The organism is Agreia sp. Leaf244, assembly GCF_001422695.1.
In the GTDB taxonomy this organism is placed as follows: Bacteria; Actinomycetota; Actinomycetes; order Actinomycetales; family Microbacteriaceae; genus Agreia.
In genome coordinates this window covers 227,464-250,943 of sequence record NZ_LMLX01000005.1, presented here as the reverse complement: position 1 = coordinate 250,943, position 23,480 = coordinate 227,464, and the positions used below count along the sequence as shown (strand labels likewise).

At 68.0% G+C, this 23,480-nt stretch carries 18 protein-coding genes; 6 read left to right on the top strand and 12 right to left on the bottom strand.

The features are described 5' to 3' along the window. Nucleotides 1-2: 2 nt before the first annotated feature. The 3 genes from ASF06_RS15450 to ASF06_RS15440 form a co-directional block, all read right to left on the bottom strand. On the bottom strand, nucleotides 3-560 hold the full coding sequence (locus ASF06_RS15450; protein ID WP_055949096.1) for a hypothetical protein: 558 nt from the start codon (nucleotides 558-560) through the stop codon (nucleotides 3-5). Then, nucleotides 557-2,581, bottom strand: a complete 2,025-nt coding sequence (locus tag ASF06_RS15445) for a primary-amine oxidase (RefSeq protein WP_055949094.1) — start codon at nucleotides 2,579-2,581, stop codon at nucleotides 557-559. The genes ASF06_RS15450 and ASF06_RS15445 overlap by 4 nt, the downstream gene beginning before the upstream one ends. A 73-nt stretch (nucleotides 2,582-2,654) precedes the next feature. Continuing rightward, on the bottom strand, nucleotides 2,655-4,142 hold the full coding sequence (locus tag ASF06_RS15440) for an APC family permease (protein ID WP_055949091.1): 1,488 nt from the start codon (nucleotides 4,140-4,142) through the stop codon (nucleotides 2,655-2,657). A gap of 227 nt (nucleotides 4,143-4,369) precedes the next feature. On the opposite strand from ASF06_RS15440, the gene ASF06_RS15435 reads away from it, so the two are divergent. Both ASF06_RS15435 and ASF06_RS15430 read left to right on the top strand, forming a co-directional pair. Continuing rightward, nucleotides 4,370-5,845, top strand: a complete 1,476-nt coding sequence (locus ASF06_RS15435) for an APC family permease (protein WP_055949088.1) — start codon at nucleotides 4,370-4,372, stop codon at nucleotides 5,843-5,845. Beyond that, a complete protein-coding gene (locus ASF06_RS15430; RefSeq protein ID WP_055949085.1) occupies nucleotides 5,838-6,572 on the top strand; it encodes an IclR family transcriptional regulator in 735 nt (244 codons plus the stop codon). The genes ASF06_RS15435 and ASF06_RS15430 overlap by 8 nt, the downstream gene beginning before the upstream one ends. A gap of 18 nt (nucleotides 6,573-6,590) precedes the next feature. On the opposite strand, the gene ASF06_RS15425 is transcribed toward ASF06_RS15430, so the two are convergent. The 4 genes from ASF06_RS15425 to ASF06_RS15410 all read right to left on the bottom strand — a co-directional run bounded on the left by ASF06_RS15425 (nucleotide 6,591) and on the right by ASF06_RS15410 (nucleotide 12,237). Beyond that, nucleotides 6,591-6,962, bottom strand: a complete 372-nt coding sequence (locus ASF06_RS15425) for an FKBP-type peptidyl-prolyl cis-trans isomerase (protein WP_200920223.1) — start codon at nucleotides 6,960-6,962, stop codon at nucleotides 6,591-6,593. 65 nt (nucleotides 6,963-7,027) lie between these two features. Next, complete coding sequence (locus ASF06_RS15420) at nucleotides 7,028-9,316, bottom strand: HelD family protein (protein ID WP_055949080.1); 2,289 nt, start codon at nucleotides 9,314-9,316, stop codon at nucleotides 7,028-7,030. 64 nt (nucleotides 9,317-9,380) lie between these two features. Continuing rightward, nucleotides 9,381-10,739, bottom strand: coding sequence for a PrsW family intramembrane metalloprotease (locus ASF06_RS15415; RefSeq protein WP_162237718.1), 1,359 nt, complete (start codon nucleotides 10,737-10,739; stop codon nucleotides 9,381-9,383). Nucleotides 10,740-10,806: 67 nt separating this feature from the next. Then, nucleotides 10,807-12,237 carry an FAD-binding oxidoreductase gene (locus ASF06_RS15410; RefSeq protein WP_055949077.1) on the bottom strand — a complete coding sequence of 477 codons (1,431 nt, stop codon included), beginning with the start codon at nucleotides 12,235-12,237 and terminating at the stop codon, nucleotides 10,807-10,809. 55 nt (nucleotides 12,238-12,292) lie between these two features. Between ASF06_RS15410 and ASF06_RS15405 the strand changes: the two genes are divergently transcribed. Next, nucleotides 12,293-13,339, top strand: coding sequence for a YihY/virulence factor BrkB family protein (locus ASF06_RS15405; RefSeq protein WP_055949072.1), 1,047 nt, complete (start codon nucleotides 12,293-12,295; stop codon nucleotides 13,337-13,339). On the opposite strand, the gene ASF06_RS15400 is transcribed toward ASF06_RS15405, so the two are convergent. Genes ASF06_RS15400 through ASF06_RS15385 form a run of 4 tightly spaced genes read right to left on the bottom strand, consistent with a single transcriptional unit; the run spans nucleotide 13,320 to nucleotide 17,831 of the window. After that, a complete protein-coding gene (locus ASF06_RS15400; RefSeq protein ID WP_082500996.1) occupies nucleotides 13,320-14,870 on the bottom strand; it encodes an aspartate ammonia-lyase in 1,551 nt (516 codons plus the stop codon). The genes ASF06_RS15405 and ASF06_RS15400 overlap by 20 nt on opposite strands. 54 nt (nucleotides 14,871-14,924) lie before the next feature. After that, nucleotides 14,925-16,319: an aldehyde dehydrogenase family protein gene (locus ASF06_RS15395; RefSeq protein ID WP_055949068.1), complete on the bottom strand. Its 1,395-nt coding sequence runs from the start codon at nucleotides 16,317-16,319 to the stop codon at nucleotides 14,925-14,927. 25 nt (nucleotides 16,320-16,344) lie between these two features. After that, the gene (locus ASF06_RS15390; protein ID WP_055949065.1) at nucleotides 16,345-16,641 is read right to left on the bottom strand and encodes a hypothetical protein; all 297 of its coding nucleotides are present in this window, start codon (nucleotides 16,639-16,641) and stop codon (nucleotides 16,345-16,347) included. After that, nucleotides 16,638-17,831: an inorganic phosphate transporter gene (locus ASF06_RS15385; protein ID WP_055949062.1), complete on the bottom strand. Its 1,194-nt coding sequence runs from the start codon at nucleotides 17,829-17,831 to the stop codon at nucleotides 16,638-16,640. The genes ASF06_RS15390 and ASF06_RS15385 overlap by 4 nt, the downstream gene beginning before the upstream one ends. A gap of 188 nt (nucleotides 17,832-18,019) precedes the next feature. On the opposite strand from ASF06_RS15385, the gene ASF06_RS15380 reads away from it, so the two are divergent. Continuing rightward, a complete protein-coding gene (locus ASF06_RS15380; protein ID WP_055949059.1) occupies nucleotides 18,020-18,889 on the top strand; it encodes an alpha/beta hydrolase in 870 nt (289 codons plus the stop codon). A 29-nt stretch (nucleotides 18,890-18,918) separates the two neighbouring features. Here the strand turns inward: ASF06_RS15380 and ASF06_RS15375 are convergent, their stop codons facing one another. Further along, on the bottom strand, nucleotides 18,919-19,758 hold the full coding sequence (locus tag ASF06_RS15375) for an aldo/keto reductase (protein ID WP_055949056.1): 840 nt from the start codon (nucleotides 19,756-19,758) through the stop codon (nucleotides 18,919-18,921). A 67-nt stretch (nucleotides 19,759-19,825) separates the two neighbouring features. Between ASF06_RS15375 and ASF06_RS15370 the strand changes: the two genes are divergently transcribed. Both ASF06_RS15370 and ASF06_RS15365 read left to right on the top strand, forming a co-directional pair. Then, nucleotides 19,826-21,250, top strand: coding sequence for a maltokinase N-terminal cap-like domain-containing protein (locus tag ASF06_RS15370; protein WP_055949053.1), 1,425 nt, complete (start codon nucleotides 19,826-19,828; stop codon nucleotides 21,248-21,250). Further along, nucleotides 21,247-23,373, top strand: coding sequence for a S9 family peptidase (locus tag ASF06_RS15365; RefSeq protein WP_055949050.1), 2,127 nt, complete (start codon nucleotides 21,247-21,249; stop codon nucleotides 23,371-23,373). The genes ASF06_RS15370 and ASF06_RS15365 overlap by 4 nt, the downstream gene beginning before the upstream one ends. The last annotated feature ends 107 nt before the right edge of the window (nucleotides 23,374-23,480 follow it).

Sequence of the window (23,480 nt, the reverse complement as noted above, 5' to 3'; positions counted from 1 at the left end):
GTTCAGACGAGCAGCGCCACGGCCGTCGTCCCGACGGACAGCGACATCGAGACCACCTCCAGCGCCACGATGCGCGCCGGATGGGGCGCTCGCTGAACCCGGCCCAGCAGCCACGCGCTCAGCGCGACGAATGCGATCGACGAGGCGCCGAGCATCCACTCGACACCCCCGCCCCCGCCGGCATGGTGCGCGGGGGTCGCGGCACCCGCGCCCAGCGCCGGGGTCGCCATCACAAGCATGAGGCCGCCCATGAGCAGCGTTCCGAGAGAGCGATGGATGGCCATCGCCGTCGCGTGTCTCGCCACCGGCAGGCCGGCCCGCATACGCTCTCTCCGGAGTTGCGCCGCGGGCAGGACTGCGACGACGACCAGCAGGACTGTCCAGAGCACCGCCGGAACCAGACGCGAACCGAGGGCTGCGTCGGCCATCGCCGCGGTCATCACGCCGGCCGGAGCCCACCCCGCGACGGCGGAGAAGCCGCGCTGCCGCGGCGAGGCCGCCGTGCAGCAGAGACCGACAGTCGCGGGGAGGAGGGCTCCGACGTGCAGCGCCTCGATCATCCGTGCGCCGTGTGGTCGTGCGCAGCATGCTGGTGCGCAGCATGCTCGACGTGCGCCGTCTGGTCGTGCCCGTGCGAGCACATGTGCACAGGCTCATTGGCGGGAACGTTGAGCGTGGGATTGCGCTCGAAGAACCCGTAGGGCTTCAGGGTGAATTTCGCGTAGTCCGTCGGCATCACGGGCCAGTCCTCCGGGCGAGGGAAGTGGGTCGGGCCGAACGTGTGCCAGAGCACGATGTCCTGCCCGTCGATCGACGCCTCGGTGTTCGTGTAGGCGGGAATGCCCGCGCCGCCGGGGTTCTGGTGCACGAAGTCGCCCGCGGCGTACTTCTCACTCGGGTCGTAGGGCGTGACCCACAGGTGCTTCGTCGTGAAGGCCGCCCTCTGCGCGATCGATGACGACGGGTCGGCCATCAGCGTGGGGTTCTCCTCCGGATAGAGCACGTATCCCGTCTGGCCGCCGAGCCTGTTGGTCTTCTCGGTGTTCACGATGTGCCAGGCGCGCGCTGTCGACGAGCTGGCGAGCCTGCCGTCGGACGGCTCCGTGAGCCTCGTCGTGCTGTTGGTGAAGGCGCCGCCGTGCGGGTTCTGATCGCTGACCGGCAGCCGCACGGCTTCGACCTCGTCGACGGCGTTGGCCAGGCCGTCGACCATCATGTCGAGCCGGGCGTTGAAGAGGTGCTGGTGATAGGGCGCCCCGAGCCCGGGTGCGACCTCGCTCGCATACGGGTAGCCGGCTCCGGGGTACGACGACGTGAAGAGGACACCGGTGAGCTTGGCTTCGCACTCGATCGTGCCGTCGAGGTAGAGGTACCAGTAGAAGCCGTAGTCGTAGTTGCCGACCGTCGTGAAGAAGCTGATGACGAGTCGGCGCTGCCGACGCACCTCGTTCGAGCCCGTGAACATGTCACTGTGCTTCCACAGCGTTCCGTAGTCCTCCTCGTGCATGCAGATCCCATTCTCGATCGTGAACGGATTGCCCAGTTCGTCGGACAGCACGCAGTCGAAGTAGTGGATCTCGCCCACGCAGTCGCATCCGAGGGCCAGGGAGTTCGTGAACCGTCCGAAGAGGTACTCGCCCGTGTCGAAGTAGTTCTGCCAGAACCGCACCGGCGACGGGTCGCCGTAGGGAACAACCATCTCGCTGATGGAGGCCCGATAGATCACGGGTCGCGCCTCGCCTCCATCGGTGTAGCTGAGCTGACGCAGAATGAGTCCCTCGCGCGAGTCGAAACCCACCTGGAAGTTCCAGTTGGCCCAGCTGACCGTCTCGCCGTCGACGGTGAAGCTCGGTCCCTCGGGCTGGGAGATGACGATCGGCTTCAGCGTCGTGAGCGGCTCCCCCTGCATGACGGCGTCGTCGAAGTTGCCGCCTTCGGAGGGGATGGGCATGACCTCGCTGTCGATCAGCCGAGTGATCGTGCGGGCCGCGACGTCGACGTAGGCGCACAGGCCGTCGACGGGATGCGCCCAGGGGTGATCCTCCGGATAGTCCTGGCGGAATGCGAGGACCCGCACGATGCGCCGGCCCTGCTCCTCGGGGAATCCGTAGGACCCCGCCGACAGCGGCACGCACATCACGCTCTCCACCGTGCATCCTCGGGCCGCGAGGGCGTCGACCCACCGCGGGTCGGCGGCGACGATTGGGCCGATCGCGTCGAACTCCTCGATGAGAATGGGCAGTTGGCCCGTGCTGCCGTCGAGCACCGTCGTGCTGAGGACCTCGCCCGTGGCCACGGAGAGCACCGAGTCGGTCGAGTGACCGGTGGTCATGTCGAGCAGCATGACGCGGGCTCGCCGGTCGGGCGTCGGGCCCTCGCCGGCCTGAAATGCGAGCACCTCGTTCTTGTGCGGTTCCTCGAGGCCCACGTAGGCGAACCGGGTGCTGGGCGTCGTGAGGCCGCTGCCCAGCACGATCTGCTGGATGCGCGTGAATTCGTCGGTGCTGAGGCTGGCGAGCGGGCCGCGTGACGAGGTGGTCGAGGCAGCGGTCGGGTCGGTCTTCGGTTCGAGCAAGGTCATGAGATGCCGTCTTTCTGTGTGGTTCTGGTGGCGGGGACGTTGAGGGTGGTGAGCGGACGTCGGGGATCGGGCGTCAGGCGATCGCGTCGGTGATCGCGTCGTAGGTCTTGGGGCTCCGCTTTCGGAGGACGAGCGCCTGCACGACGCCGATGAGCGGGAAGATGACGATGAGGGCCAGCAGCACAGCGCTGATGACACCGAACTCCGGAGCGCCGTCGGCATCCACGTCGCCCACGAGCATCGGGAAGTTCGCGGCGATCACGACGGCCGAGCCGATGAGGCCGAGAAAGCCGATGGCCGGAGCGACGACGGTGTTCCAGATCCGCCTGTCCGACTTCGTGCGGGCGAAGAAGACGATCACCGCGACGCTGGTGAGGGCCATGAGCAGGGCGATCGCGAGTGTGGCCACACCGGAGAACCAGGTGAACACCTGGAGTACCGGGTCAAGGCCGAGCAGCGCGAACACGACGATGAGCACCAGCGCCGTGCCCGATTGAACGAGCGACGACAGGTGGGGCGACAGGTGCCGGGAGTGCACCGACCCGACCCTGGCCGGAAGCAGCCCGGCATTAGACATGGTGTGCTGGTAGCGCGTGATCACGTTGTGGAACGACAGCACGCAGGCGAACATGCTCGTGATGAGCAGCACGTTGATGATGATCTCACCGACCACCCCGAGGTAGTTCAGGGTGGTGACGATGACCATCGCGCCCGGATCCTCGGCGGCGGCGGCGAGCACGTTGTCCGGGCCCCACGCCATCACGATCGCCCAGGACGCCAGCGTGTAGAAGATGCCGATTCCGATCACGGCGGTATAGGTCGCTCGAGGAATCGTGCGGTCCGGGTTCTTGGCTTCGTCGCGGAAGATGGCGGTCGCCTCGAATCCGATGAACGCGGCGATGGCGAACATGAGTCCCACGCCCGGAGATCCCGAGAAGATGTTGTTCGGCTCGAACGGCTCGAGCGAGAGGCCGGCGGCACCGCCCGAGAATACGACCGCGCCCACGAGCACGAGCACGATGCCCACCTCGGCGACGAGCAGAACGCCCAGGACCTTCGAGCTGAGATCGATGTGCCGATAGCCCAGCACTCCCACGATGGCGATGGATGCGATCGAGTAGACATACCAGGGGATGTCCGGTCCCCCGATGCCCGCCACCGTGACCTCGAGGATGTATCCGACGTAGCCGTGAACGGCGATCTGGATGGTGGTGTAGGTCAGCAGCGCGAGGTAGGCCGTCGCGAGTCCGGCGGGTTTGCCGAGCCCGTAGCCCACGTACGTGAAGAATGCTCCCGGTTTGGGAACCTTGCGCGTCATCGCCACCATGCCGACGGCGAAGAACACGAGGATGACCGCCGAGACGGCGTAGAGGCTCGGAAAGCCGACGCCGTTGCCGAGCAGGATGCCGAGCGGCGCAGCGCCGCCGATGACGGTGAGCGGAGCAGCGGCGGCGACCACCATGAAGACGATGGGCCCCACTCCCAGCGAACCGCTGAGACTCCGTCTGGTGGCAGGAAGGCCGCTGAGGCCGGCCGCTGCCTGATCGCGTGTTGAGGTCATGTCGATGTGCTCCCTGGGGGTGAGGACGTGCCTGGTGGTGGTCTCGGATGGAACGATTCGCTCGTTCGCGATCCAGCATCGCGGGGGCTCGTTGCGGGCGCGTTCCGCTCGGATGAAGCTCTCCGCATCCGAAACGAGACACCGGGCGCGAGGTGTCTCATTTGCACAACTCGAAGCCGAAACACGATCGGAACGTGTGCGCAATGCGTGCGGGTTAGCGTCGGTCCGTGACAGCTCTCGAACGCGCAATCGCCGATCCCCGACCCGTCGAGGGCCTCGGCGATCGCTCTCCCATGGCTGGACTCGCACGGAGAAGCGTCGGCTTCTACGATGTGCTGGCCCAGTCGGTATCGGCCGTCGCTCCGTCGGCCGCAGCGACGACCGTTCCGCTCATGGTCGCCGCGGCCGCGGGCAAGGCTACGGTTCTGGCGCTGTTCGCCGCCCTGCTCCTGTGTCTGCTCGTCGCTACGACCGTCAACCAGTTCACCCGTCGCCTGTCGGCACCGGGCTCGCTCTTCACATTCGTGTCGAAGGGCCTGGGCGGCGGTGCCGGATTCATCACAGGTGTCACGCTGCTCATCGGCTACGGCTTCATCGCCATGTTCTCCCTCGCGGGCGCCGGGTACTACCTCGCCATCCTCGTCGGCCATTTCGTGCCCGGCGCCGAATCGTCCGGGCTGCTGGTGTGCATCCTGATCGTCGCCATGGGTGGCCTCTCGTTCGTGGTGCTCGCCCGAGGCATCCGAATCTCGACCAGGGTCACCCTTCTGGTCGAGACCCTCTCGGTGGGCATCATCCTCGTTCTCGTCGTGGCACTGCTCTCGACGCAGGGGCCCGGAATCGACTGGTCCCTGCTCTCGCTCGGCGATACCACTGCCGGAGACTTCGCCATCGGAGCCGTGCTCGCCATCACGGCCTTCGTCGGGTTCGAGAGCTCCGCGACGCTCGGCGTCGAGGCCCGACGGCCCTTGGCCACGATCCCCCGGGCCATCGTGTGGACCGTGATCGTCTCCGGCCTGCTCTATCTCGTGGCGTCCTACACGCAGTTCGTCGGTTTCTCCGGCCTGGGTCGCGACTTCGTCGACAGTGGATCGCCGGTCAACGACCTGGCCACCGCCTACGGCGTGGAGTGGATGGGGCTGCTGCTCGACGTGAGCATCGCCGCATCGTTCTTCGCCTGTGCCGTCAGCTCCACCACTGCGCTCGTGCGGGTCGTCTTCGCCATGGGGCGGGAGGGCCTTCTCCCTTCCGCGTTCGGCCGCACGCATCGCCGCTTCTCGACTCCGATCGTCGCGATCTGCGTGACCCTGCCGATCCTGACGCTCGTTCCCGTGCTCGTGATCGCCGTGGGCAACGACGCCTGGCAGGCGATGAGCTTTTTCATCGTCGGGGCGGCCGGCGGGTACATCGCGGCCTACATCCTCGTGTGCGCCGCCGTGCCCGTCTTTCTCGGGCGTATCGGCGAGGCGACCGTCTGGCCGGTCGTACGCGCGTCGGTGGCCGCGGTCGCCCTCGCGATCGTGCTCACTGTTTATCTCGTCGCCGAACTGGCGACACCACAGTGGCCCAGCGTGGTCATCGTCGTCGTGATCGTGCTCCTCGCCGTGGCCGGGCATGGGTTGCTCGGAGTCCGGTATCCCGACCGGCGCCGCAGTGTGGGCGCATACGACGAGCCCACGAGGGAGGACGTGCTCGGTGGCTGATCCTCTCGGCGCATCCGGCGAACTTCGGGCGCGGCAGCCGAAGGCGATCCACAGCGCCCTGACGGTGCTGGAGGAGGTCGCCAGGGCGGGCGCCGGCGTCACCGCACGAGAGGTCTCCGAGGGCCTCGGTCTGCCCCGGGCGACGACCTACCGACTTCTCAACCTGCTCGTGCAGGACGAGTACCTGGTGCGCATGCCCGACCTGCGCGGCTTCGCGCTGGGTCGGAAGGTGACGGAACTCGTCGGCTCGGTAGCGCCGTCGCGTCCACCTCAGGCCGCCCGCGAGGTGATCGCGGAGCTGCGCCAGAGGATCCGCGGGGGCGTGCACGTCGTGCGATACGGCGACGACAGCATCAGCATCGTCGACAGCGACCCCGATTTTCCGCTCAACGACGAGCTGCGAGTGCTCCGTGAGTTCGACGCATCGGCCATCGGACTGCTGCTGCTCGCGGAGCAGAGGAGCCTCGGCCGGGCCAGCGCTCGAACGGCACACGCGGGACGCGGGATCGACGACGATCTCGCTGCGGCGCTCGCCCGCGGCTACTCGAGCCAGATCGGGCGATTCGTTCCGGGCTTCGGATGTATCGGGGTGCCGATCAGGGACTCCAGCGGGCTGCTCGTGGCCGGGCTGTGCTTCTCCGGGCCGCGCACTCGCATCGAAAGCCCTGAACGGATCGTGGCCGAACTCGCGAACTCGGGACGCTCACTGGCACCCCTGCTCGCCTAGTCCGGCCACGATGGGTGGTTACGGGACGCTGATGAGGTCGATGACGAAGACCAGGGTCTTTCCGCCGAGGAAGTGACCGCCGGCGGGGCCGTAGGCCAGGTGGGGCGGAATGGTGAGCTTGCGTCGGCCGCCCGCCTTCATTCCCGGGATGCCTTCCTGCCAGCCCGCGATGAGGCCGTTCAGCGGAAAGCTGATGGTCTCGCCGCGACCCCACGAGGAGTCGAACTCCTCGCCGGTCTCGTACTCGACACCGAGATAGTGCACCTCGACGGTTGCACCGGGCGTCGCTTCTGCGCCGTCTCCGACGACGATGTCCTCGATGACGAGCTCGGTCGGAGCGGGGCCCTCGGGAAAATCGATCTCGGGCTTGGTGTTCATGTTTTCGGTCATGACACCATCCAACCGTTCCCGGGTGCGCCGGTCAAAAGCGTTCTCTCACGGGGTAATCGCGAGTGTCACGCCGGGCGCACGAGGTGCAGGCGCTGGGTGGGCCTCGTCATGGCGACGTAGAGGCCGGATGCCCCGCGGGTCGACTCGGCGAGGATGCTGTCGGGGTCCACGACGACGACCGCGTCGAACTCCAGGCCCTTCGCGTCTTGCGCCGTCAGCACGGCGATCGAGCGGTTGAGGCCCTGTGCACCGAGCCCGATGTCGCGGCCGAACGATTCCGACAGGGCGGGGTACAGCGCATCCACCGTCGCCTCGGTCGCGATCACCGCGACCGTGCCCCGGGAGTCGATGTCGCGATCGTCTTCGATCACCGTGATCACCGCATCGCCCAAGGCGTCGGGATCGGCGGCGCGACCGGCCGGGCTGAGCTCGACCGTCGTCGTGGTGACGGGCCACTCGCTCTCGCGCACGGCGGTCGCACGGGTGATCGGCAGGTGGTTGCGCTCGGCCATCCGTTCGGCCTCGGCCGCGATCTGAGCGGGTGTGCGGTAGTTGACGGTGAGCTCCTCGAGGCGCCACTTCTCTCCGAGGGGCGACGCACCGACGAGCGGGCGCACGGCATCCTGCCAGCTGCGGGCACTGGCCGCCGAGCTCGCCTGGGCCATGTCGCCCACGACGGTGAACGATCGCAGAGGGCAGCGGCGGGCGAGCACACGCCACTGCATCGCGGAGAGCTCCTGCGCCTCATCGACGACGATGTGCCCGTAGGTCCAGGTTCTGTCAGCTGCGGCCTGCTCGGCCGTCGTGCCACGCACGCTGCGTTCGGCGAATCCCGCGGCCAGATCCTCCGCGTGCACGAGTCCCTCGACCTGCATGTTGCGGATCGCGTTCTCGGCGTTCTCGATGTCGCGCTTCTTCTGCAGCTTCTCCTCGCGCTTCAGGGCGGCGTTCTGGGCGTTGTACTCGCCGAGCAGTTCGGCCGCCTCGTCGAGCAGGGGCACGTCGGAGATCGTGAACGGCGCATCGCGGTCGCGACGCAGCAGTGCGCGTCGGGCATCGCTCCACGACGGGGTCAACGACGCCAGCCACTGCGGCCGGGCGTAGAGGTCTTGGAGAAGCTTCTCGGGCGTGAGCGGCAGCCACGCCGTATTGAGCGCCACGACCACATCGGGCGATGTGCGCAGGTCTTCGCGGAGCACGGCCTGGTCGGCATCGTCGACCGTGTTGCCGTGCGAGCGCAGCTGATCGGCGAGCAGTCGGCTCAGCTGGTTCAACGCGCTCTTGACGAAGACGACCCGTGCCTCGTTGTGCGGCTTGCGGCTCTCCCATGCCCGCTGCATGGCCGAGGAGATGAGCCCGGGTTCGAGGGTGAGTCGCTCGCCGTTGACCTCGAGGTCGGTCGCCTCGGCGGGCACACGCTGGCGCGAGCGCACAGCGCGCTTGATGAGTGCCGCCATCTCGGCGGCTCCCTTCACCTGCGCGGTCTCCGGGGCATCGTCGTGCGTCGCCTCGAGGCCCGGGTAGAGGCCCCCGACGCTCGAGACGACGACACCCGTCTCGCCCAGGCTCGGCAGCACGGCCTCGATGTACTGCAGAAAGGCCCTCGACGGGCCGACCACCAGCACACCGGATGACGCGAGTCGCTCACGGTGGGAGTACAGCAGGTAGGCGGCGCGGTGCAGGGCCACGGCGGTTTTTCCCGTGCCGGGCCCTCCCTGCACGACGAGCACTCCCCCGAGCTCGGAACGGATGATCCTGTCCTGCTCGGCCTGGATGGTGGCGACGATGTCCGACATGCGGCCCGTTCGCTGGCTCGTGAGAGCGGCGAGCAGCGCCGCCTCGCCCTGCAGCGAATCGGCCTGCTCGACGAGCAGCTCTGCATCGAAGATCTCGTCGTCGATACGCGTGACGGTGCGGCCTTCGGTGATGAGGTGCCGCCGTGCCCGGGCGCCGAGCGGCGTGGCGGCGGTGGCCTGGTAGAACGCGGCTGCCTGCGGCACCCGCCAGTCGAGCAGGATCGGCCTCAACTGCTCGTCGCGCAGACCGATGCGACCGATGTAGCGGAACGGGGAGCTGTCGTCGGGATCGTCGGCAGCCTCGGCCGTTTCGGCGTCGACGTCGACCAGCTCGAGCCGCCCGAACGCGAGCCGGTCGTCGACCTCGTCGAGCTGGGCGATGCGGTCCTCGTAGAGCCGGGCGTACGCGTCGCGCTCGGAGCGGCTCTGATGGTTGCCGCCCACGCTCTCGCGCCGCACCCTCTCGAGAGCCGTGCGCGCCTCCGCCCTCAGGGCGTCGAGGCGGGTGTACAGCCCCTCGACATAGCGACGTTCCTGGGCGAGCTCGGTTGAAACCACTTTTTTGACACTCCTTGGCAGCGGCCAACCAGTTTACGCGGGTCTGAGGACGCCGCCCCCGCCGTCAGATGACGGGCGGACCCTGATGCGGAGGCTGCTGCGGAGATGGCGACGAGTAAAGGTCGGCAGCCGGCGGCGAATACGGATCGGCGGCGGGCGGTGAGTACGAACCCTGAACCGGCGCCTGGGGCCCTGTCGACAGCAGCATGGCGCGGTCGGTGGACACGGCCTGCAAGAGGTCGGCCTCGTCTCGGCGTCCGCCGATTCCGTCACGCCCGGTGACGACGCGCTGGCGCGCGAAGGCGAGGCGCGTCGCATCTTGCGTGAACCGTCGCATGACCGTGCCCTTGTCTCCACCCTGCGCCTTCGCCCAGGTGCGAGCCTGCCGCCGACCGGTGCCGGTCGACAGCATCGCCACTTCCTCGGGCGTGAACCACCCGGCCGCCGCGTACTCGTCGAGTCGAACCCGCGTGAGTGCGGCCTCGCGCTTGCGCAGGAACACGACGGCGACGATGGCCAGGGCGAACAGGGGAACCTGGACGAGGGCGTAGACGATGAAGAAGCCGCCCAGGCCCTCGACGATGAACGACGACCCGTTCCACAGGGCGTGCAGGAGAACAGCGGGGACGAGCCCGATGAAGAAGAAGCCGATGCCGGGCAGCCAGCCCTTCTTCTGCGATGCGAAGCCGAGGGCCACGCCGGTGCAGGCGGTGAACATCACGTGGGCGAAGGGCGACATGATGCCGCGCAGGAAGAACGTGAAGCCGAGCCCGATTCCTCCCGACTCGATCAGCGACGAGCCGAAGTAGAGGATGTTCTCGGTGAAGGCGAAGCCGGCGGCGACAGTGGCACCGTAGACGAGGCCGTCGACCGGACCGTCGAAGTGGCGGCGCAGCACGAAGAACAGGATCAGTACGCCCAGGCCTTTGGCGCCCTCCTCGACCAGCGGAGCCTGGATGACGGCGGAGAAGAAGTCGCCGACGCCGCCCTGGCCCTGCGTGGCGTAGTAGACCGCGAGCTGCACGCCGAGACCGACGAGCAGGGCGATGGCGACGGATGCGGCCGCGCCCCAGAGGAAGGCGAACCAGAGGGCCCCCCGCGGTTCCGGCTCCCACCGGTCGATCCACGTGATGGTGAGGATGACGACGGCGAGCGGGATGAGCGCCACGAGGCCGCAGACGAAGAGCGCGAACGGGCCGAGTCCGATGAGGATGTAGACGAGGACGGCGAGGAAGACGAAGCCCAGAACGCTGATGCCGATGATCGACAGCACGAGCCCCGTCGACTTCTGCGTCGGCGGGGTGGGTGCGCTCCACACCGCCTGCTCGGCGTAGACGGGGTTCACCGCCTGCTGGGGAGCGGGGGCGAATGCAGGTGCTGCCTGCTGCTGCGCGTAGTAGCCGGGCTGGTAAGGCTGGGTCACGGGACTCCTCATCGGGGACAGGCCACCGAGCCTATCGGCACGGCGATGATTCGGGGAGGCCGATGCGTCAGAACACCGCGCCGGGATTCATGATCGACTGCGGGTCGAACACCGCTTTGATACCGCGCTGGAGCGCGAGGGAATGCGGACCGATCTCGTTCTCGAGCCAGCGCTTCTTGAGCACTCCGACACCGTGCTCGCCGGTCAGCGTTCCCTCGAGCGCCACGGCCGCCTGGAAGAGCTCGTCGGCCGCCGCCCACACCGCATCGGGCACCCACTGCTCGTCGACGCCCGCCCCACTGCCTGCAAGGCCGCCGACCGGTCGTGGCGGCCGCTCGGGAAGCACGAAGTTCGGATGCAGGTTGCCGTCGCCCGCGTGCGCGACGGTCGGGATGGAGATGCCGTAGCGCCTCGAGATGTCCTCGATGGCCGCGAACATCTCGACGAGCCGTGAGCGGGGAACGCAGACGTCCTCGATGAGCACCTCGCCCCGGGAGGCCAGGGCCGGGTGGAAGTTCCGCCTCACGGCGAGCAGGGCCTCGCCCTCCGCGGCATCGCGTGCGAGCCTGACGTCGGCCCCTGCCAACGCGAGGATCTCGGTGATCGCCGTTGCCTCGTCTGCGGCACCGCGGGCATCCGTCTGCACGAGGAGGTACGCCGCGCCGCCCTCGGCCAGCCGCGTGCCGGAGTAGGCGTCGATCGCGACCAGCGAGGCGGAGTCCATGAGCTCCATGACCGCCGGCCTGATGCGGGCGGCGGTGATGGCCGCTGCAGCGGAGGCGGCGGCCGCCAGGTCGGCGAAGAAAGCACCGATCGTCACGACGTCGCCGGGGGGAATGGGTCGAAGACGCACAGTGGCCTCGACGATGATGCCGAGCGTGCCCTCCGAGCCGGTGAAGAGGGCCGTGAGGTCGTAACCCGTGACGCCTTTGACGCTGCGATGGCCGGTGCGGAGCAGCGATCCGTCGGGCAGCACCACGAGAAGACCGAGGATCGCCTCTCTGGTCACCCCGTACTTCGCGCAGAGGAGCCCGCCGGCGTTCGTGGCGATGTTGCCGCCGATCGTCGAGATGGCCTTGGATGCGGGATCCGGCGAGAAGACGAGGCCGTGCGGTGCCGCGAGATCGCTCAGGTGCTGGTTGATGACGCCGGCCTGAACGACGGCGAGCTCGTCGGCGAGGTTCACCTCGACGACCTCGGCCATGCGCTCGGTCGAGATGACGAGCGCGCCATCGGTGCCCACGCCTCCCCCGGCCAGGCCCGTGCCCGCTCCCCGGGGAACGACGGGAACGCGGTACCGCGCGGCGATGCGCATGGCCGCCTGAACCTGATCGACAGTGCGTGCGCGTACGACCGCGAGGGGCGTGCCGGGCGCGACCCAGCCCGACTTGTCTGTGCGAACGGACTGCAGGAGCGCGGGATCGGTCGACACGGCCTCGCCCAACTCTGCTTCGAGCAGTTCGACGATCACCTGCGGCGCGGTCTCGGCAACGTGCATACGGCCATGCTAAGCCGTGTCACTCCGCTGTGCGGGCCGCCTCTACTATCGAATCATGACGCGCGCGGGTGATCCCCTTCTCACCCGCAGGCAGCTCGATCGCAGGGCCACCCGCTACGCCATCCGTCGCACCTGGCACGGCTTCATCCTCCACCGCGACATCGACGCGGCCGCTTCGATCACCTTCTTCTCCGCCCTGTCGCTCTTCCCGGCCGCCCTCGCCATCGTCTCCGGCCTGGCCCTGTTCGACAACGGGGATGCGACGATCCAGCTGATCCTCGACGTGGTCGGGCGCCTCTCCCAGCCGGACACGTCGCAGGCCGTCCGCGCGATCTTCGACCAGCTGTCGCTGCTGCCGAATTCCGGCTGGGCGCTGCTCATCGGAACGGTGCTCACTCTCTGGACCGTGTCCGGGTTCGCCACGGCGTTCGGCCGCGCCATGAACAACGTGTACGAGGTGGAGGAAGGACGCCGGCTCACGAAGAACCGCATCCTGATGCTCGGCGTGGCCGCGGGACTGATCGTGTGCTATCTCGTGATCGGTGTCATCGTCGGGCTCACACCCACCGTGGCCGGAGCTCTGGTGGACTCCCTGGGCTGGCCCCGCGTCGTCGCAGAGCTCTGGTCGGCGCTCAAGTGGATTCCGTTGGCGCTCGTGGCCATCTTCACCGTCGGGTTCCTGTACTACGGCACGCCCAACCTGCATCGGCCGCGACTGCGCTGGCTGTCGGTCGGGGCCACCTTCACCGTCGCCATCTGGACCTTGGCCGCGGTCGGTTTCGGCCTCTACCTCGCGACATTCGCGAACTACGACCGGCTGTACGGCTGGCTCGGCGTTCCCATCGCGGCGCTCATCTGGCTGTACATCTCGTCGGTCGTGCTGATGATCGGCGTCGAGGTGGATGCCGAGCTCACCCGGGCGCGCCAGTTGTTGGCCGGGCTGCCGGCCGAGGAGACCATCCAGGTGCCGCTGCGAGACACCGCACGCAACAGCATCCTGGCCCGCCGCTGGTCGGCCGATGTCTCGGACGGTCGCGAACTGCGCCGTCTCTCGCAGATGCTGCGAGAGACGGAAGCGCGTTCTACGGGTCCTGGCGAGTAGAGGCCTCTGCCTCTGCCTGCGCGATCACCTGCAGCACGTCGGTCACGGGTTCCAGGCCGGAGAGCCGGGCCGGAGAGAGCAGCTTCAGCACGCGCTCCCGATCCATGAGGCCCGCCTCGACCACGAGGTCGGCGATGTTGCGCTTCGTGAGCAGGGCCGCGTGCGCCAGCGACGAGGCGGCGGCGTATCCGATGTACGGCGTGAGGGCGGTGACGACGCCGACGCTCGACGCGACCATGGCGTCGAGCCTCTCGTGGTTGGCCGTGATGCCGTCGATGCAGTTGATGCGCAGTGTGCGGCATCCCTGCCTCATCCACGCGAGGCTCTGCAGCAGGGAATGGGCGATGACGGGCTCGAACGCGTTCAGCTGCAGCTGGCCACCCTCGGCCGCCATGGTCACGGTGAGGTCGGCGCCCGCGACAGAGAAGGCGATCTGGTTCACGACCTCGGGGATCACCGGGTTCACCTTGCCCGGCATGATGCTCGACCCCGCCTGCCTGGGGGGAAGGTTGATCTCGCCGAAGCCGGCCTGCGGGCCGCTGGAGAGCAGCCTCAGATCGTTGCAGATCTTCGAGAGCTTGATCGCGCTGCGCTTGAGGATGCCGGAGAGCTGCATGAACACGCCCGCATCGCTGGTGGCCTCTATGAGGTCGACGGCGGTGATGTGCTCGTAGCCGGTGAGCGCGCTCAGGTGGGCGCGTACCGACTCGACGTAGCGGGGGTCGGCGGTGATTCCGGTGCCGATCGCCGTGGCGCCGAGGTTGATCTCCCACAGCAGCGGAACGGTCTCCTCCATGCGCTCGAGGTCTTCGGTGAGGGTGGTGGCGAACCCGTGGAACTCCTGGCCGAGCGTCATCGGCACGGCGTCCTGCAACTGGGTGCGACCCACTTTCAGGATGCCCGCGAACTCCTTGCCCTTGGCGCCGAACGAGTCGCGCATCAGCGCATGCTCGACGAGCAGCCGCTGCAGGGAGAAGACGAGTGCGAGCTTGACAGCGGTGGGGTAGGTGTCGTTCGTGCTCTGGCTGCGGTTCACGTCGTCGAGGGGGTGCAGCAGGTCGTAGCGCCCCTTCTCTTCGCCGGCCAGCTGCAGGGCCACGTTGGCGATGACCTCGTTCGTGTTCATGTTGGTCGAGGTGCCCGCGCCGCCCTGGATGACGCCGACGACGAACTGGTCGTGGTACTCCCCCCGGCGGATCGCCTCGCACGCGGCGTCGATCATCTCGCCCTTCTCGGCCGTCAGAACACCGATCTCGACGTTCGCCCTCGCCGCCGCCTGCTTCACGATCACGAGCGCGTCGATCAGGTCAGGGTAGACGGAGATGGGGCGACGGCTGATGGGGAAGTTCTCGAGGGCCCTGGCCGTGTGCACGCCCCAGAAGGCATCGAACGGAATGTCGACGCTTCCGAGCGAGTCGGTTTCGGTGCGGAAGCGGGTGGCCTTCGAGGGGCTCGCGGCCGTCTCTGCGGAGGTCTGCGCGGCCAGTCTCTCCGCGGCGGTCGTAGGCGCGGTCGTCGAGGCATTCGTCATGTGAATATCAGCTCCATTGCTTGGGAAAGGGGCTCGTGGCCCCCGGAAACAACCCTAACTCAGCCTGCGCAGCAGGCCTCTGATGAACGAGCTGCGCTTCGGCGTGTAGGGCGGGTAGACCAGACCGAGGGTGTCCGGCGCAAGCGGCTTCGACAGCACGGCCTTCTCGTGGCTGAACGTCTCCACGCTCCTCCGCCCGTGATAGCTGCCGGTGCCGCTCTCCCCCACTCCGCCGAACGGCAGCCCGGGCACACTGAGATGAGCCACCGTCACACCGAAGCCGACCGCGCCCGACGACGTCTCGGTCAGGAACCGGCGGCGGGCATCCTTGTCGTCGCTGAACACGTAGAGCGCGAGCGGCTTGTCACCGGCACGGATGACGGCGAGTGCGTCGTCGAGGCCGGTGACGGTCACGATCGGCAGGATCGGTCCGAAGATCTCCTGCGTCATGACCTCGTCGTGCAGACCGACGTCGACCAGCACCGTCGGCTCGATGTACCGCTCCGTCGCCTCGGATCGACCGCCGATGGCGGCCTGCTGGTCGTTCAGGAGACCCGTGAGCCGCGCGAACTGGGCGTCGTTGACGATGCGGCCGTAGTCGGCCGTCTCGTGCGCGTCGCCGCCGTAGAGCGAGGAGATCGCGACGCGCAAAGCGTCGACGAGGCGAGCCGAGACATCCGGCGTCGCCAGAACGTAGTCGGGCGCCACGCATGTCTGCCCGGCGTTGAGGAACTTGCCCCACGCGATCCGCCTGGCTGCGGCGTCGATGTCGACGGTGTCATCGACGTAGACGGGCGACTTGCCTCCGAGCTCGAGGGTGACGGGCGTGAGGTTCTTCGCCGCCGCCTGCGCCACGATGCGCGCAACCCTCGAGTTGCCGGTGTAGAAGATGTGGTCGAAGCGCTGCGCGAGCAGCTCGGTGGTCTCGTCGACCGCCCCTTCTACCACCGCGACGGCGCGGTCGTCGAGATAGCGCGGCAGGAAGCGGGCCATCACGGCCGAGGTCGCGGGAGCGAGCTCGCTCGGCTTGAGCACGACGGCGTTGCCCGCGGCGAGGGCGCCGACCAGCGGCGCCAGCAGGAGCTGAACGGGGTAGTTCCACGGCGAGATGATGAGCACGACGCCCAGCGGCTCGAGCATGACGGACGCGGTGGCCGGAGCCAGGGCGAGGGGAACGCCCACCCGACGCGGGCGGAGCCATGCCCGTAGCTGCGAGATCGTGTGCGTCACCTCGGAGAGCACGACGCCGATCTCTGTGAGCTGGGACTCGCTCGGGTTCTTCGCCAGGTCGGAACGGAGGGCCTTCTCGAGTTCAGGACCCCGCTCGATCAGGAAGTCGCGGAGTCCCGTCAGCTGCTCGAGCCTCCAGCGGAGAGAACGCGTGCGCCCCGAGTCGAAGCGGCCGCGCACGGCGGCGACGAGATCGGGAATGGCCGTCGAGGAATCCATGGCCCCGAGACTAGCGCCCCTCGCCTCAGCTCGCGTGGAAGAACGGCACGATCAGGTAGATGCCGAACAGCACGGCCAGGATGCAGAGGCCGAAGCAGATCACCGCGCAGAATGTGGCCCATCGTGGACGGCCCTCCTGCTGTGCGGGCACGACCGAGACGGAGCCGGATTCGGTGGTCTCTATCGCGCCCGGACTGTCGTCGGCGTCGACGCCTCGTCCCACGTTCAACAGGCGGAGCCCGAAAGCGAACAGACTCACGACCACCGACGCCGACACGAGCGCGGCCACGGCCACGATGGCGAATGCTGCCCAGTCGATCATTCGGCCGCCTGCCTCTTCTTCTTCAGGTTCCTGCGTGTGGCCTTGGGGGTACGCACGGCGCCGACGGCCGCGTCGACCTCGCTGACGACCGTGCCGCTGGTGACCTGGTCGCGGGAGGAGATGACGAAGATCGCCACGATCACTCCCAGGCCGAGCACGGCGTCGATGACGATGCCGACCGGTCCGATGGTGGCGAGAAGGGCGGCGATCGCACCGACCGCCGCAGCGGCCGGAAGCGTCAGCAGCCACCCGACGCCGATGCGGCCCGCGGTGCGCCATCGCACGGACGCACCCTTGCGTCCGAGTCCCGAGCCGATCACGGAGCCCGAGGCGACCTGCGTGGTCGAGAGCGCGAAGCCCAAGTGGCTCGAGGCGAGGATGGTGGCGGCGGTCGAGGTCTCCGCTGCGAAGCCCTGGGCCGGCTTGATGTCCGTGAGTCCGGTTCCCATCGTCTTGATGATCCGCCAGCCGCCGGTGTACGTGCCGAGCGCGATGGCCAGGGCGCAGGCCGCGATGACCCAGAACTCCGGGCCCGTGCCGACCGCCTGCGAGCCGGTGGCGATCAGGGTGAGGGTGATCACGCCCATCGTCTTCTGGGCATCGTTCGTGCCGTGGGCGAGCGCGACGAGCGACGACGAGAAGATCTGCGCGTACCGGAAGTTGCCGCGCCCGAGCCCTCGGCCCGTGGCGGGGTCGCGCGTGATCGCGTAGGCGAGCCGCGTGGCCGCAAAGGCGACGAAGCCGGCCACGATCGGAGCGACGAGTGCGGGCAGAACGACCTTGGAGACCAGCACGCTGAAGTCGACCGCACCGACGCCGGCTCCGACGATCGCGGCCCCGATGAGTCCGCCGAACAGGGCGTGCGACGAGCTCGACGGCAGGCCGAACAGCCACGTGACCATGTTCCAGCACACTGCACCGATGAGCCCGGCGAAGATCATCTCCGGGGTGATCTGGATGCCCCCGTCGCCCTCCCTGATCAGGCCGCCCGAGATCGTACGGGCGACCTCCGTGCTGAGGAACGCGCCCACCAGGTTCAGCACGGCGGCGAGCCCGACGGCCATCCGGGGTTTCAGCGCACCCGTCGCGATCGGCGTCGCCATGGCGTTCGCGGTGTCGTGAAAACCGTTCGTGAAGTCGAAGAAGAGGGCCAGGACGACGACCAGGACAACGATGAGGGTGAGATCCACCAGCGACTCTCTCTAGAGGTGCACACACGTTCGCGTAAGGCGAATTACACCGCATTCGTTCGCGATGAGTTCACACACTATTAGGGTGTCTAGGGTTGCCCTGTTGACGGGCATGTCGATACTGGCATTCTTCGATCCGCACGGTCAACTTCTTCGGCGGGTCCCGAGCAGATGGACGGGTAGTGCCGATGCGTCGTCTTCTCGTCGCCCTGTGCGGAATGCTCCTCGTCGGGCTCCTCGTCGTCGCCTGCGGGCAGGCGTGGTCGGGCCGCAACGACGCGGACCGGGTCGCCGCCGCATCCGCCGCATTGCCACCGAAACAGGCGCTCGTCGCCGGTGTCACCTCCGAGGTCTTCTCGAGCGCGGAGAAGGCCTCCGACGTGCAGGTGCTCTTCATTCACGGGGGCTCGTACGTGCATGAGGCCTCGGCGCTGCACGCCCCGTTCTTCGATCGGATCCTCGACACCGTCGATGCGACCATCACGATGCCGATCTACGCCCTTGCGCCGGAGTACGGCTACCGGGTCGCGTACGAGCAGATCATGGATGTCTACCTCGAGCTCCGCAGATCGCATCCCGATTCGCCGATCGTGCTGATGGGCGGTTCCGCCGGCGGCGGCTTGGCTCTCGGATTCGCGGAGAGCCTGCTCGAGGCGGGGGTCGCCCAGCCCGATCGCATCGTGCTGCTCTCGCCCTGGCTCGATCTGACCCTGACGAATCCCGCCATCCCCGCGATCGACACGACAGACGTGCTGCTCGACCGAGACGCGCTGGTGCCGAACGGCCTCGCCTGGGCCCACGGCGACGATCCGTCCGGGTACCGGCTGAGTCCGGTGAACGGCACCCTCACCGGCCTCGCCCCGACCACCGTGCTCGCCGGAACGAATGACATCCTCTATCCGGACACACTCGTGCTCGAGACCCGCGCCGAGGCCGCCGGCGTCGACTTCGAGCTCACGAGTTTCTCGGGTGCCGACCACATCTTCACCATGACGCCGGGGACTGCGGGCGACGAAGCCCGGGCGATCGTCGAGTCGATCATCGGATCGCTCGGCTGAGCGGACCGAACGTCACTGCTCGTTGCGGGTCACCGCTCGTTGTGAGTCACCGGGTCGGCACCGAACAGCCTGCCGTCCGGCCGGCCCAGCAGGGTGATCTCCTCGATCTCCTCTGAGGTGAGCTCGAAGCCGAAGATGTCGAGGTTCTGGGCCTGCCGCGCCGGGTCGGCCGACTTCGGCAGCGGCACACTGCCGAGCTGCACGTGCCAGCGCAGAACGACCTGCGCCTCCGTCACTCCATGCGCCCTGGCCGCGCGAACGATTACCGGCGAGGCGAGCACGTCGGAACCCTTGCCGAGCGGGCTCCACGACTCGGTGCGGATGTTGTGCAGCTCGTGGAACTCGCGCAATGCGAGCTGCGGGAAGTACGGGTGCAGCTCCACCTGGTTCACGGTGGGAAGAACGCCCGTCTCGGACTGCAGCCGCGTCAGGTAGTCCTCGGTGAAGTTGGAGACACCGATCGACCGGGCGAGGCCCTGTTCGTGCAGGTGCACCATGGCCCGCCAGCTGTCGACGTACCTGTCGTCGCCCGGGTTCGGCCAGTGGATGAGATAGAGGTCGATGCGCTCGAGCCCGAGCCTGTCGAGCGACGACTGGAACGAGGAGAGCGTGCTCTCGTAGCCGTGGTCTCGACCGGGCAGTTTCGTCGTGACGACGATCTCGTCGCGAGGTATCCCTGCGGTGCGGATCGCCTCGCCGACGGCATCCTCGTTTCCGTAGTTCACGGCACTGTCGACCAGGCGGTAACCGGCCCTGAGCCCCGCGCTCACGGCGGCGACCGCATCCGGACCCGTGAGCGGGTAGGTTCCCAGCCCCACGGCGGGAAGAGAATTGCCGTCGGCCAGCAGGTGTGTGGGTGCACTCGTCATGCTTCGAGCCTAATCCCGTGCGGGCAAGCCCCCCTGACTCGCACCGTGCCCGAGGTAGGGTCAAGGAATGACCGCTGGTGTTGTCCGTCCTGATCGCCGTCCGAACACCCTCCCCGAGTGGGTCGCGCGTCAGCGCTGGTACCAGAGTGCAGGGTCGAATCCCGACCTCGCGCTCGTGGGCGAATGGCTGCTGCCACCTGGGCCCGACGGCACCGCCTTCGTCACGCACCTGCTGCGCGACAGTTCGGGCGCGGCATCCACGCTCTACCAGGTGCCCCTCGCTTACCGCTCCGCGCCGAGACCGGATGCGGCGGAAACGACCCTCGTCGGCACGGTCGACGGCATCGTCGACGGCGCGCCTGCCACGCTCTGGGTGTACGACGCGCCGCACGATCCCGCCTACTGCGCGGCCCTTCTGGAGTTCATCCTCGATGGAGGCGTCGGGGTGCAGAGCGAGCGCTCCTCGGGAGCGTCCGCTGCCGGTCATCGCCATCCCACGGCCTCGCACTCGTCGTTCGCTCACTCGCAGGTTCTCCGAGGCGAGCAGTCGAACACCTCGATCATCTTCGACACGGTCGATGCCTCAGGCGAGCCTTCCCTTCCCATCATCTGCAAGGTCTTCCGAACGCTGCACCACGGAGAGAATCCCGACATCATCGTGCAGTCGGCGCTCGCGGAGGCCGGGTGCACGCTGGTTCCGCCGTCTGTGGGATTCGTCTCGGGCACCTGGCGCGCCGAGGCATCACTCGACTCGCCGATCGATGGCGGCCACCTCGCCTTCGCGCAGCGGTTCCTCCCCGGAGTGCGCGACGCGTGGCGCGTGGCGCTCGACGCGGTCGAGCAGAACGAGGACTTCTCCGATCGGGCTCGCAGCCTCGGGGCCGCGACGGCCGAGGTGCACGCCGTGCTCGCCGACATCATGCCGACGGTGGCCGCGACGGCCGAGGAGCGGGCGGGGGTGGCCTCCCGCATGCGCCGCCGCCTGGGCGCCGCCGTCGCCGAGGTGCCCGAACTGGGCGTCTACGCCTCGGCGGTCGACGCGATCATCACCGGAGCGGAGTCGGCCGAGTGGCCGAGGCTCCAACGCATCCACGGCGACTACCATCTGGGACAGGTGGTCGCGGTGCCTGATCGGGGGTGGGTGCTCCTCGACTTCGAAGGCGAGCCGCTCAGGCCGCTGGCGGAGAGATCGCGCCCCGATCTGACCCTTCGCGATGTCGCCGGGATGCTCAGGTCGTTCGACTATGTGGCCGGATCCTTCGAGCAGTCGCATCCCGGAGCATCCGCCGCGAGCTGGGCGCAGGCCTCGCGAACGGCGTTCCTCGAGGGATACTCCGACCGGGCCGGAGTCGACATCGAGCGTTTCCGGGTTCTCCTCGACGCGTTCGAGATCGACAAGGCCCTCTACGAGTCCATCTACGAGGCACGCAACCGCCCCGCCTGGCTGCCGATCCCCGTGACCGCCATCTCGAGACTGGTCGCCCTGATATGACGCGTGTTCCCGACGCTCCTCGAGCGGAGCGCCGCCCGTCGGAGCGCACCCACCACGGCGATACGGTCATCGACGAGTTCGAATGGCTGCGCCAGAAGGACGACCCGGCGGTTCGCGCCTATCTCGATGCCGAGAACGAGTTCACCCGCGCATCGACCGCGCATCTCGAGGGACTCCGCCAGTCGATCTTCGACGAGATCAAGGCGCGCACGCTCGAGACCGACCTCTCGGTGCCCGTGCGCCATGGCCGATTCTGGTACTACTCCCGCACCGTCGAAGGCCGGCAGTACGGCATCCACTGCCGTATTCCGATCTCCGGCGACGACGACTGGACGCCACCCGACCTCGCGGCGCAGGACGACCGGGAGCAGGTGCTGCTCGACGACAACCTCGAAGCGGAGGGAACGGACTTCTACTCCCTGGGCAGCTTCGACGTGTCGCTGGACGGCCGCCTTCTCGCCTATTCGGTCGACACGACGGGAGACGAGCGGTACACGCTCCGCATACGGGACCTCGACACGGGCGCAAACCGGTCCGACGTGGTTCCCGACACCTTCCCCGGGGCCACGTTCTCGCCGGACGCGAGCGTCGTCTTCTACCCGACCGTCGACGATTCGTGGCGCCCCGACACCATCTGGCGGCACACGGTCGGCGCCGATCCGTCCGACGACGTCGCGGTCTTCTCCGAGCCCGACGAGAGGTTCTGGGTCGGTGTCGGACTCACCCGCAGCGGCCGTTATCTCGTGCTCGACATCGCCTCGAAGATCACCAGCGAGGTGCGCATCCTCGACACGAACGACCTCGAGGGCGAGTTCCAGGTCGTGTGGCCGCGACGAGAGGGAGTCGAGTACCAGGTCGAGCACGCGGTGGTCTCGGGCGAGGACCGCCTGCTCATCGTGCACAACGACGGCGCCGAGGACTTCCAGGTGGTCGATGTGCCCGTAGCAAGCCCGCACGACGAGACGACCCGGCGAACGGTGGTCGCGCCGAGCCCCGGCCGCCGCATCGAGGAGGTCGACGCCTTCGCCGATCACCTCACGCTCGAATACCGTCGTGACGGCCTGACGCGCGTGGCCGTCATCCGGCTCGGCGATGCGGAGAATCCGTTCGGCCCCATCGAGGAGATCCCCTTCGACGAGGCCCTCTTCCAGGTCGGCACCGGGGGCAACCCCGAGTGGACACAGCACACGGTACGGCTCGGCTACACCTCGTTCGTGACCCCGTCGACCGTCTTCGACTACTCCGTGACCGACGGCTCGATGACGCTGCTGAAGCGTCAGTCCGTTCAGGGCGACTACGACCCGCTCGACTACGAGCAGGAGCGCGTCTGGGCGACGGCGGACGACGGCGCGCGCATTCCCGTCTCCATCGTGCGACGTCGGATCGACGAGCACGGGATGCCGCGGCCGACGCTCCTCTACGGTTACGGCTCGTACGAGGCGAGCATCGATCCCGGCTTCTCCGTGCCGAGGCTCTCGCTGCTGGATCGTGGAGTGGTCTTCGCCATTGCCCATGTGCGCGGCGGCGGCGAGCTCGGCCGCCACTGGTACGAGCAGGGCAAGACGCTCACGAAGAAGAACACCTTCACCGACTTCGTCGCCGTGGCCGACGAACTCATCCGTTCCGGCAGGACGACGGCGGATCTGATGGTCGCCCAGGGCGGAAGCGCCGGCGGACTGCTCATGGGCGCGGTCGCGAACATGGCCCCCGACCGCTTCGCCGGGATCCTGGCCCAGGTGCCGTTCGTCGATGCGCTGACCTCGATCCTCGACCCCGATCTTCCCCTGACGGTCATCGAGTGGGACGAGTGGGGCGACCCGCTGCACGACGCCGAGGTCTACGCCTACATGAAGTCGTATTCGCCCTACGAGAACGTGCGCGACGACGTCGCCTATCCGCCGATCCTTGCTGTGACGAGCCTCAACGACACACGCGTGCTATACGTCGAGCCCGCCAAGTGGACGGCGCGGCTCCGCCAGGCGGGCGCGCCCGTGCTTCTCCTCACCGAGATGACAGCCGGGCACGGCGGCGTCAGCGGGCGCTACGAGCGCTGGAAGGAAGTCGCCGAGGAGTACGCCTGGGTGCTCGATCGCCTCGGGCTGACGGCTGCGACGCCGGTCTGAAATACCGTCGAATCTGCGCGCCGTTTACCCATCGTTCAGTCGGACATGGTTTATTAGGTGCAACCGCACGGAGGTCGAGCGAACCTCCGGCATACACCCGAGGTTGA

What these genes read in the sequence shown, in the direction of transcription:
- ASF06_RS15450 (WP_055949096.1), bottom strand. Translation starts at nt 560, where the DNA reads ATGATCGAGGCGCTGCACGTCGGAGCCCTCCTCCCCGCGACTGTCGGT.
- ASF06_RS15445 (WP_055949094.1), bottom strand. Translation starts at nt 2,581, where the DNA reads ATGACCTTGCTCGAACCGAAGACCGACCCGACCGCTGCCTCGACCACC.
- ASF06_RS15440 (WP_055949091.1), bottom strand. Translation starts at nt 4,142, where the DNA reads ATGACCTCAACACGCGATCAGGCAGCGGCCGGCCTCAGCGGCCTTCCT.
- ASF06_RS15425 (WP_200920223.1), bottom strand. Translation starts at nt 6,962, where the DNA reads ATGACCGAAAACATGAACACCAAGCCCGAGATCGATTTTCCCGAGGGC.
- ASF06_RS15410 (WP_055949077.1), bottom strand. Translation starts at nt 12,237, where the DNA reads ATGCACGTTGCCGAGACCGCGCCGCAGGTGATCGTCGAACTGCTCGAA.
- ASF06_RS15405 (WP_055949072.1), top strand. Translation starts at nt 12,293, where the DNA reads ATGACGCGCGCGGGTGATCCCCTTCTCACCCGCAGGCAGCTCGATCGC.
- ASF06_RS15400 (WP_082500996.1), bottom strand. Translation starts at nt 14,870, where the DNA reads ATGACGAATGCCTCGACGACCGCGCCTACGACCGCCGCGGAGAGACTG.
- ASF06_RS15395 (WP_055949068.1), bottom strand. Translation starts at nt 16,319, where the DNA reads ATGGATTCCTCGACGGCCATTCCCGATCTCGTCGCCGCCGTGCGCGGC.
- ASF06_RS15390 (WP_055949065.1), bottom strand. Translation starts at nt 16,641, where the DNA reads ATGATCGACTGGGCAGCATTCGCCATCGTGGCCGTGGCCGCGCTCGTG.
- ASF06_RS15380 (WP_055949059.1), top strand. Translation starts at nt 18,020, where the DNA reads ATGCGTCGTCTTCTCGTCGCCCTGTGCGGAATGCTCCTCGTCGGGCTC.
- ASF06_RS15375 (WP_055949056.1), bottom strand. Translation starts at nt 19,758, where the DNA reads ATGACGAGTGCACCCACACACCTGCTGGCCGACGGCAATTCTCTTCCC.
- ASF06_RS15370 (WP_055949053.1), top strand. Translation starts at nt 19,826, where the DNA reads ATGACCGCTGGTGTTGTCCGTCCTGATCGCCGTCCGAACACCCTCCCC.
- ASF06_RS15365 (WP_055949050.1), top strand. Translation starts at nt 21,247, where the DNA reads ATGACGCGTGTTCCCGACGCTCCTCGAGCGGAGCGCCGCCCGTCGGAG.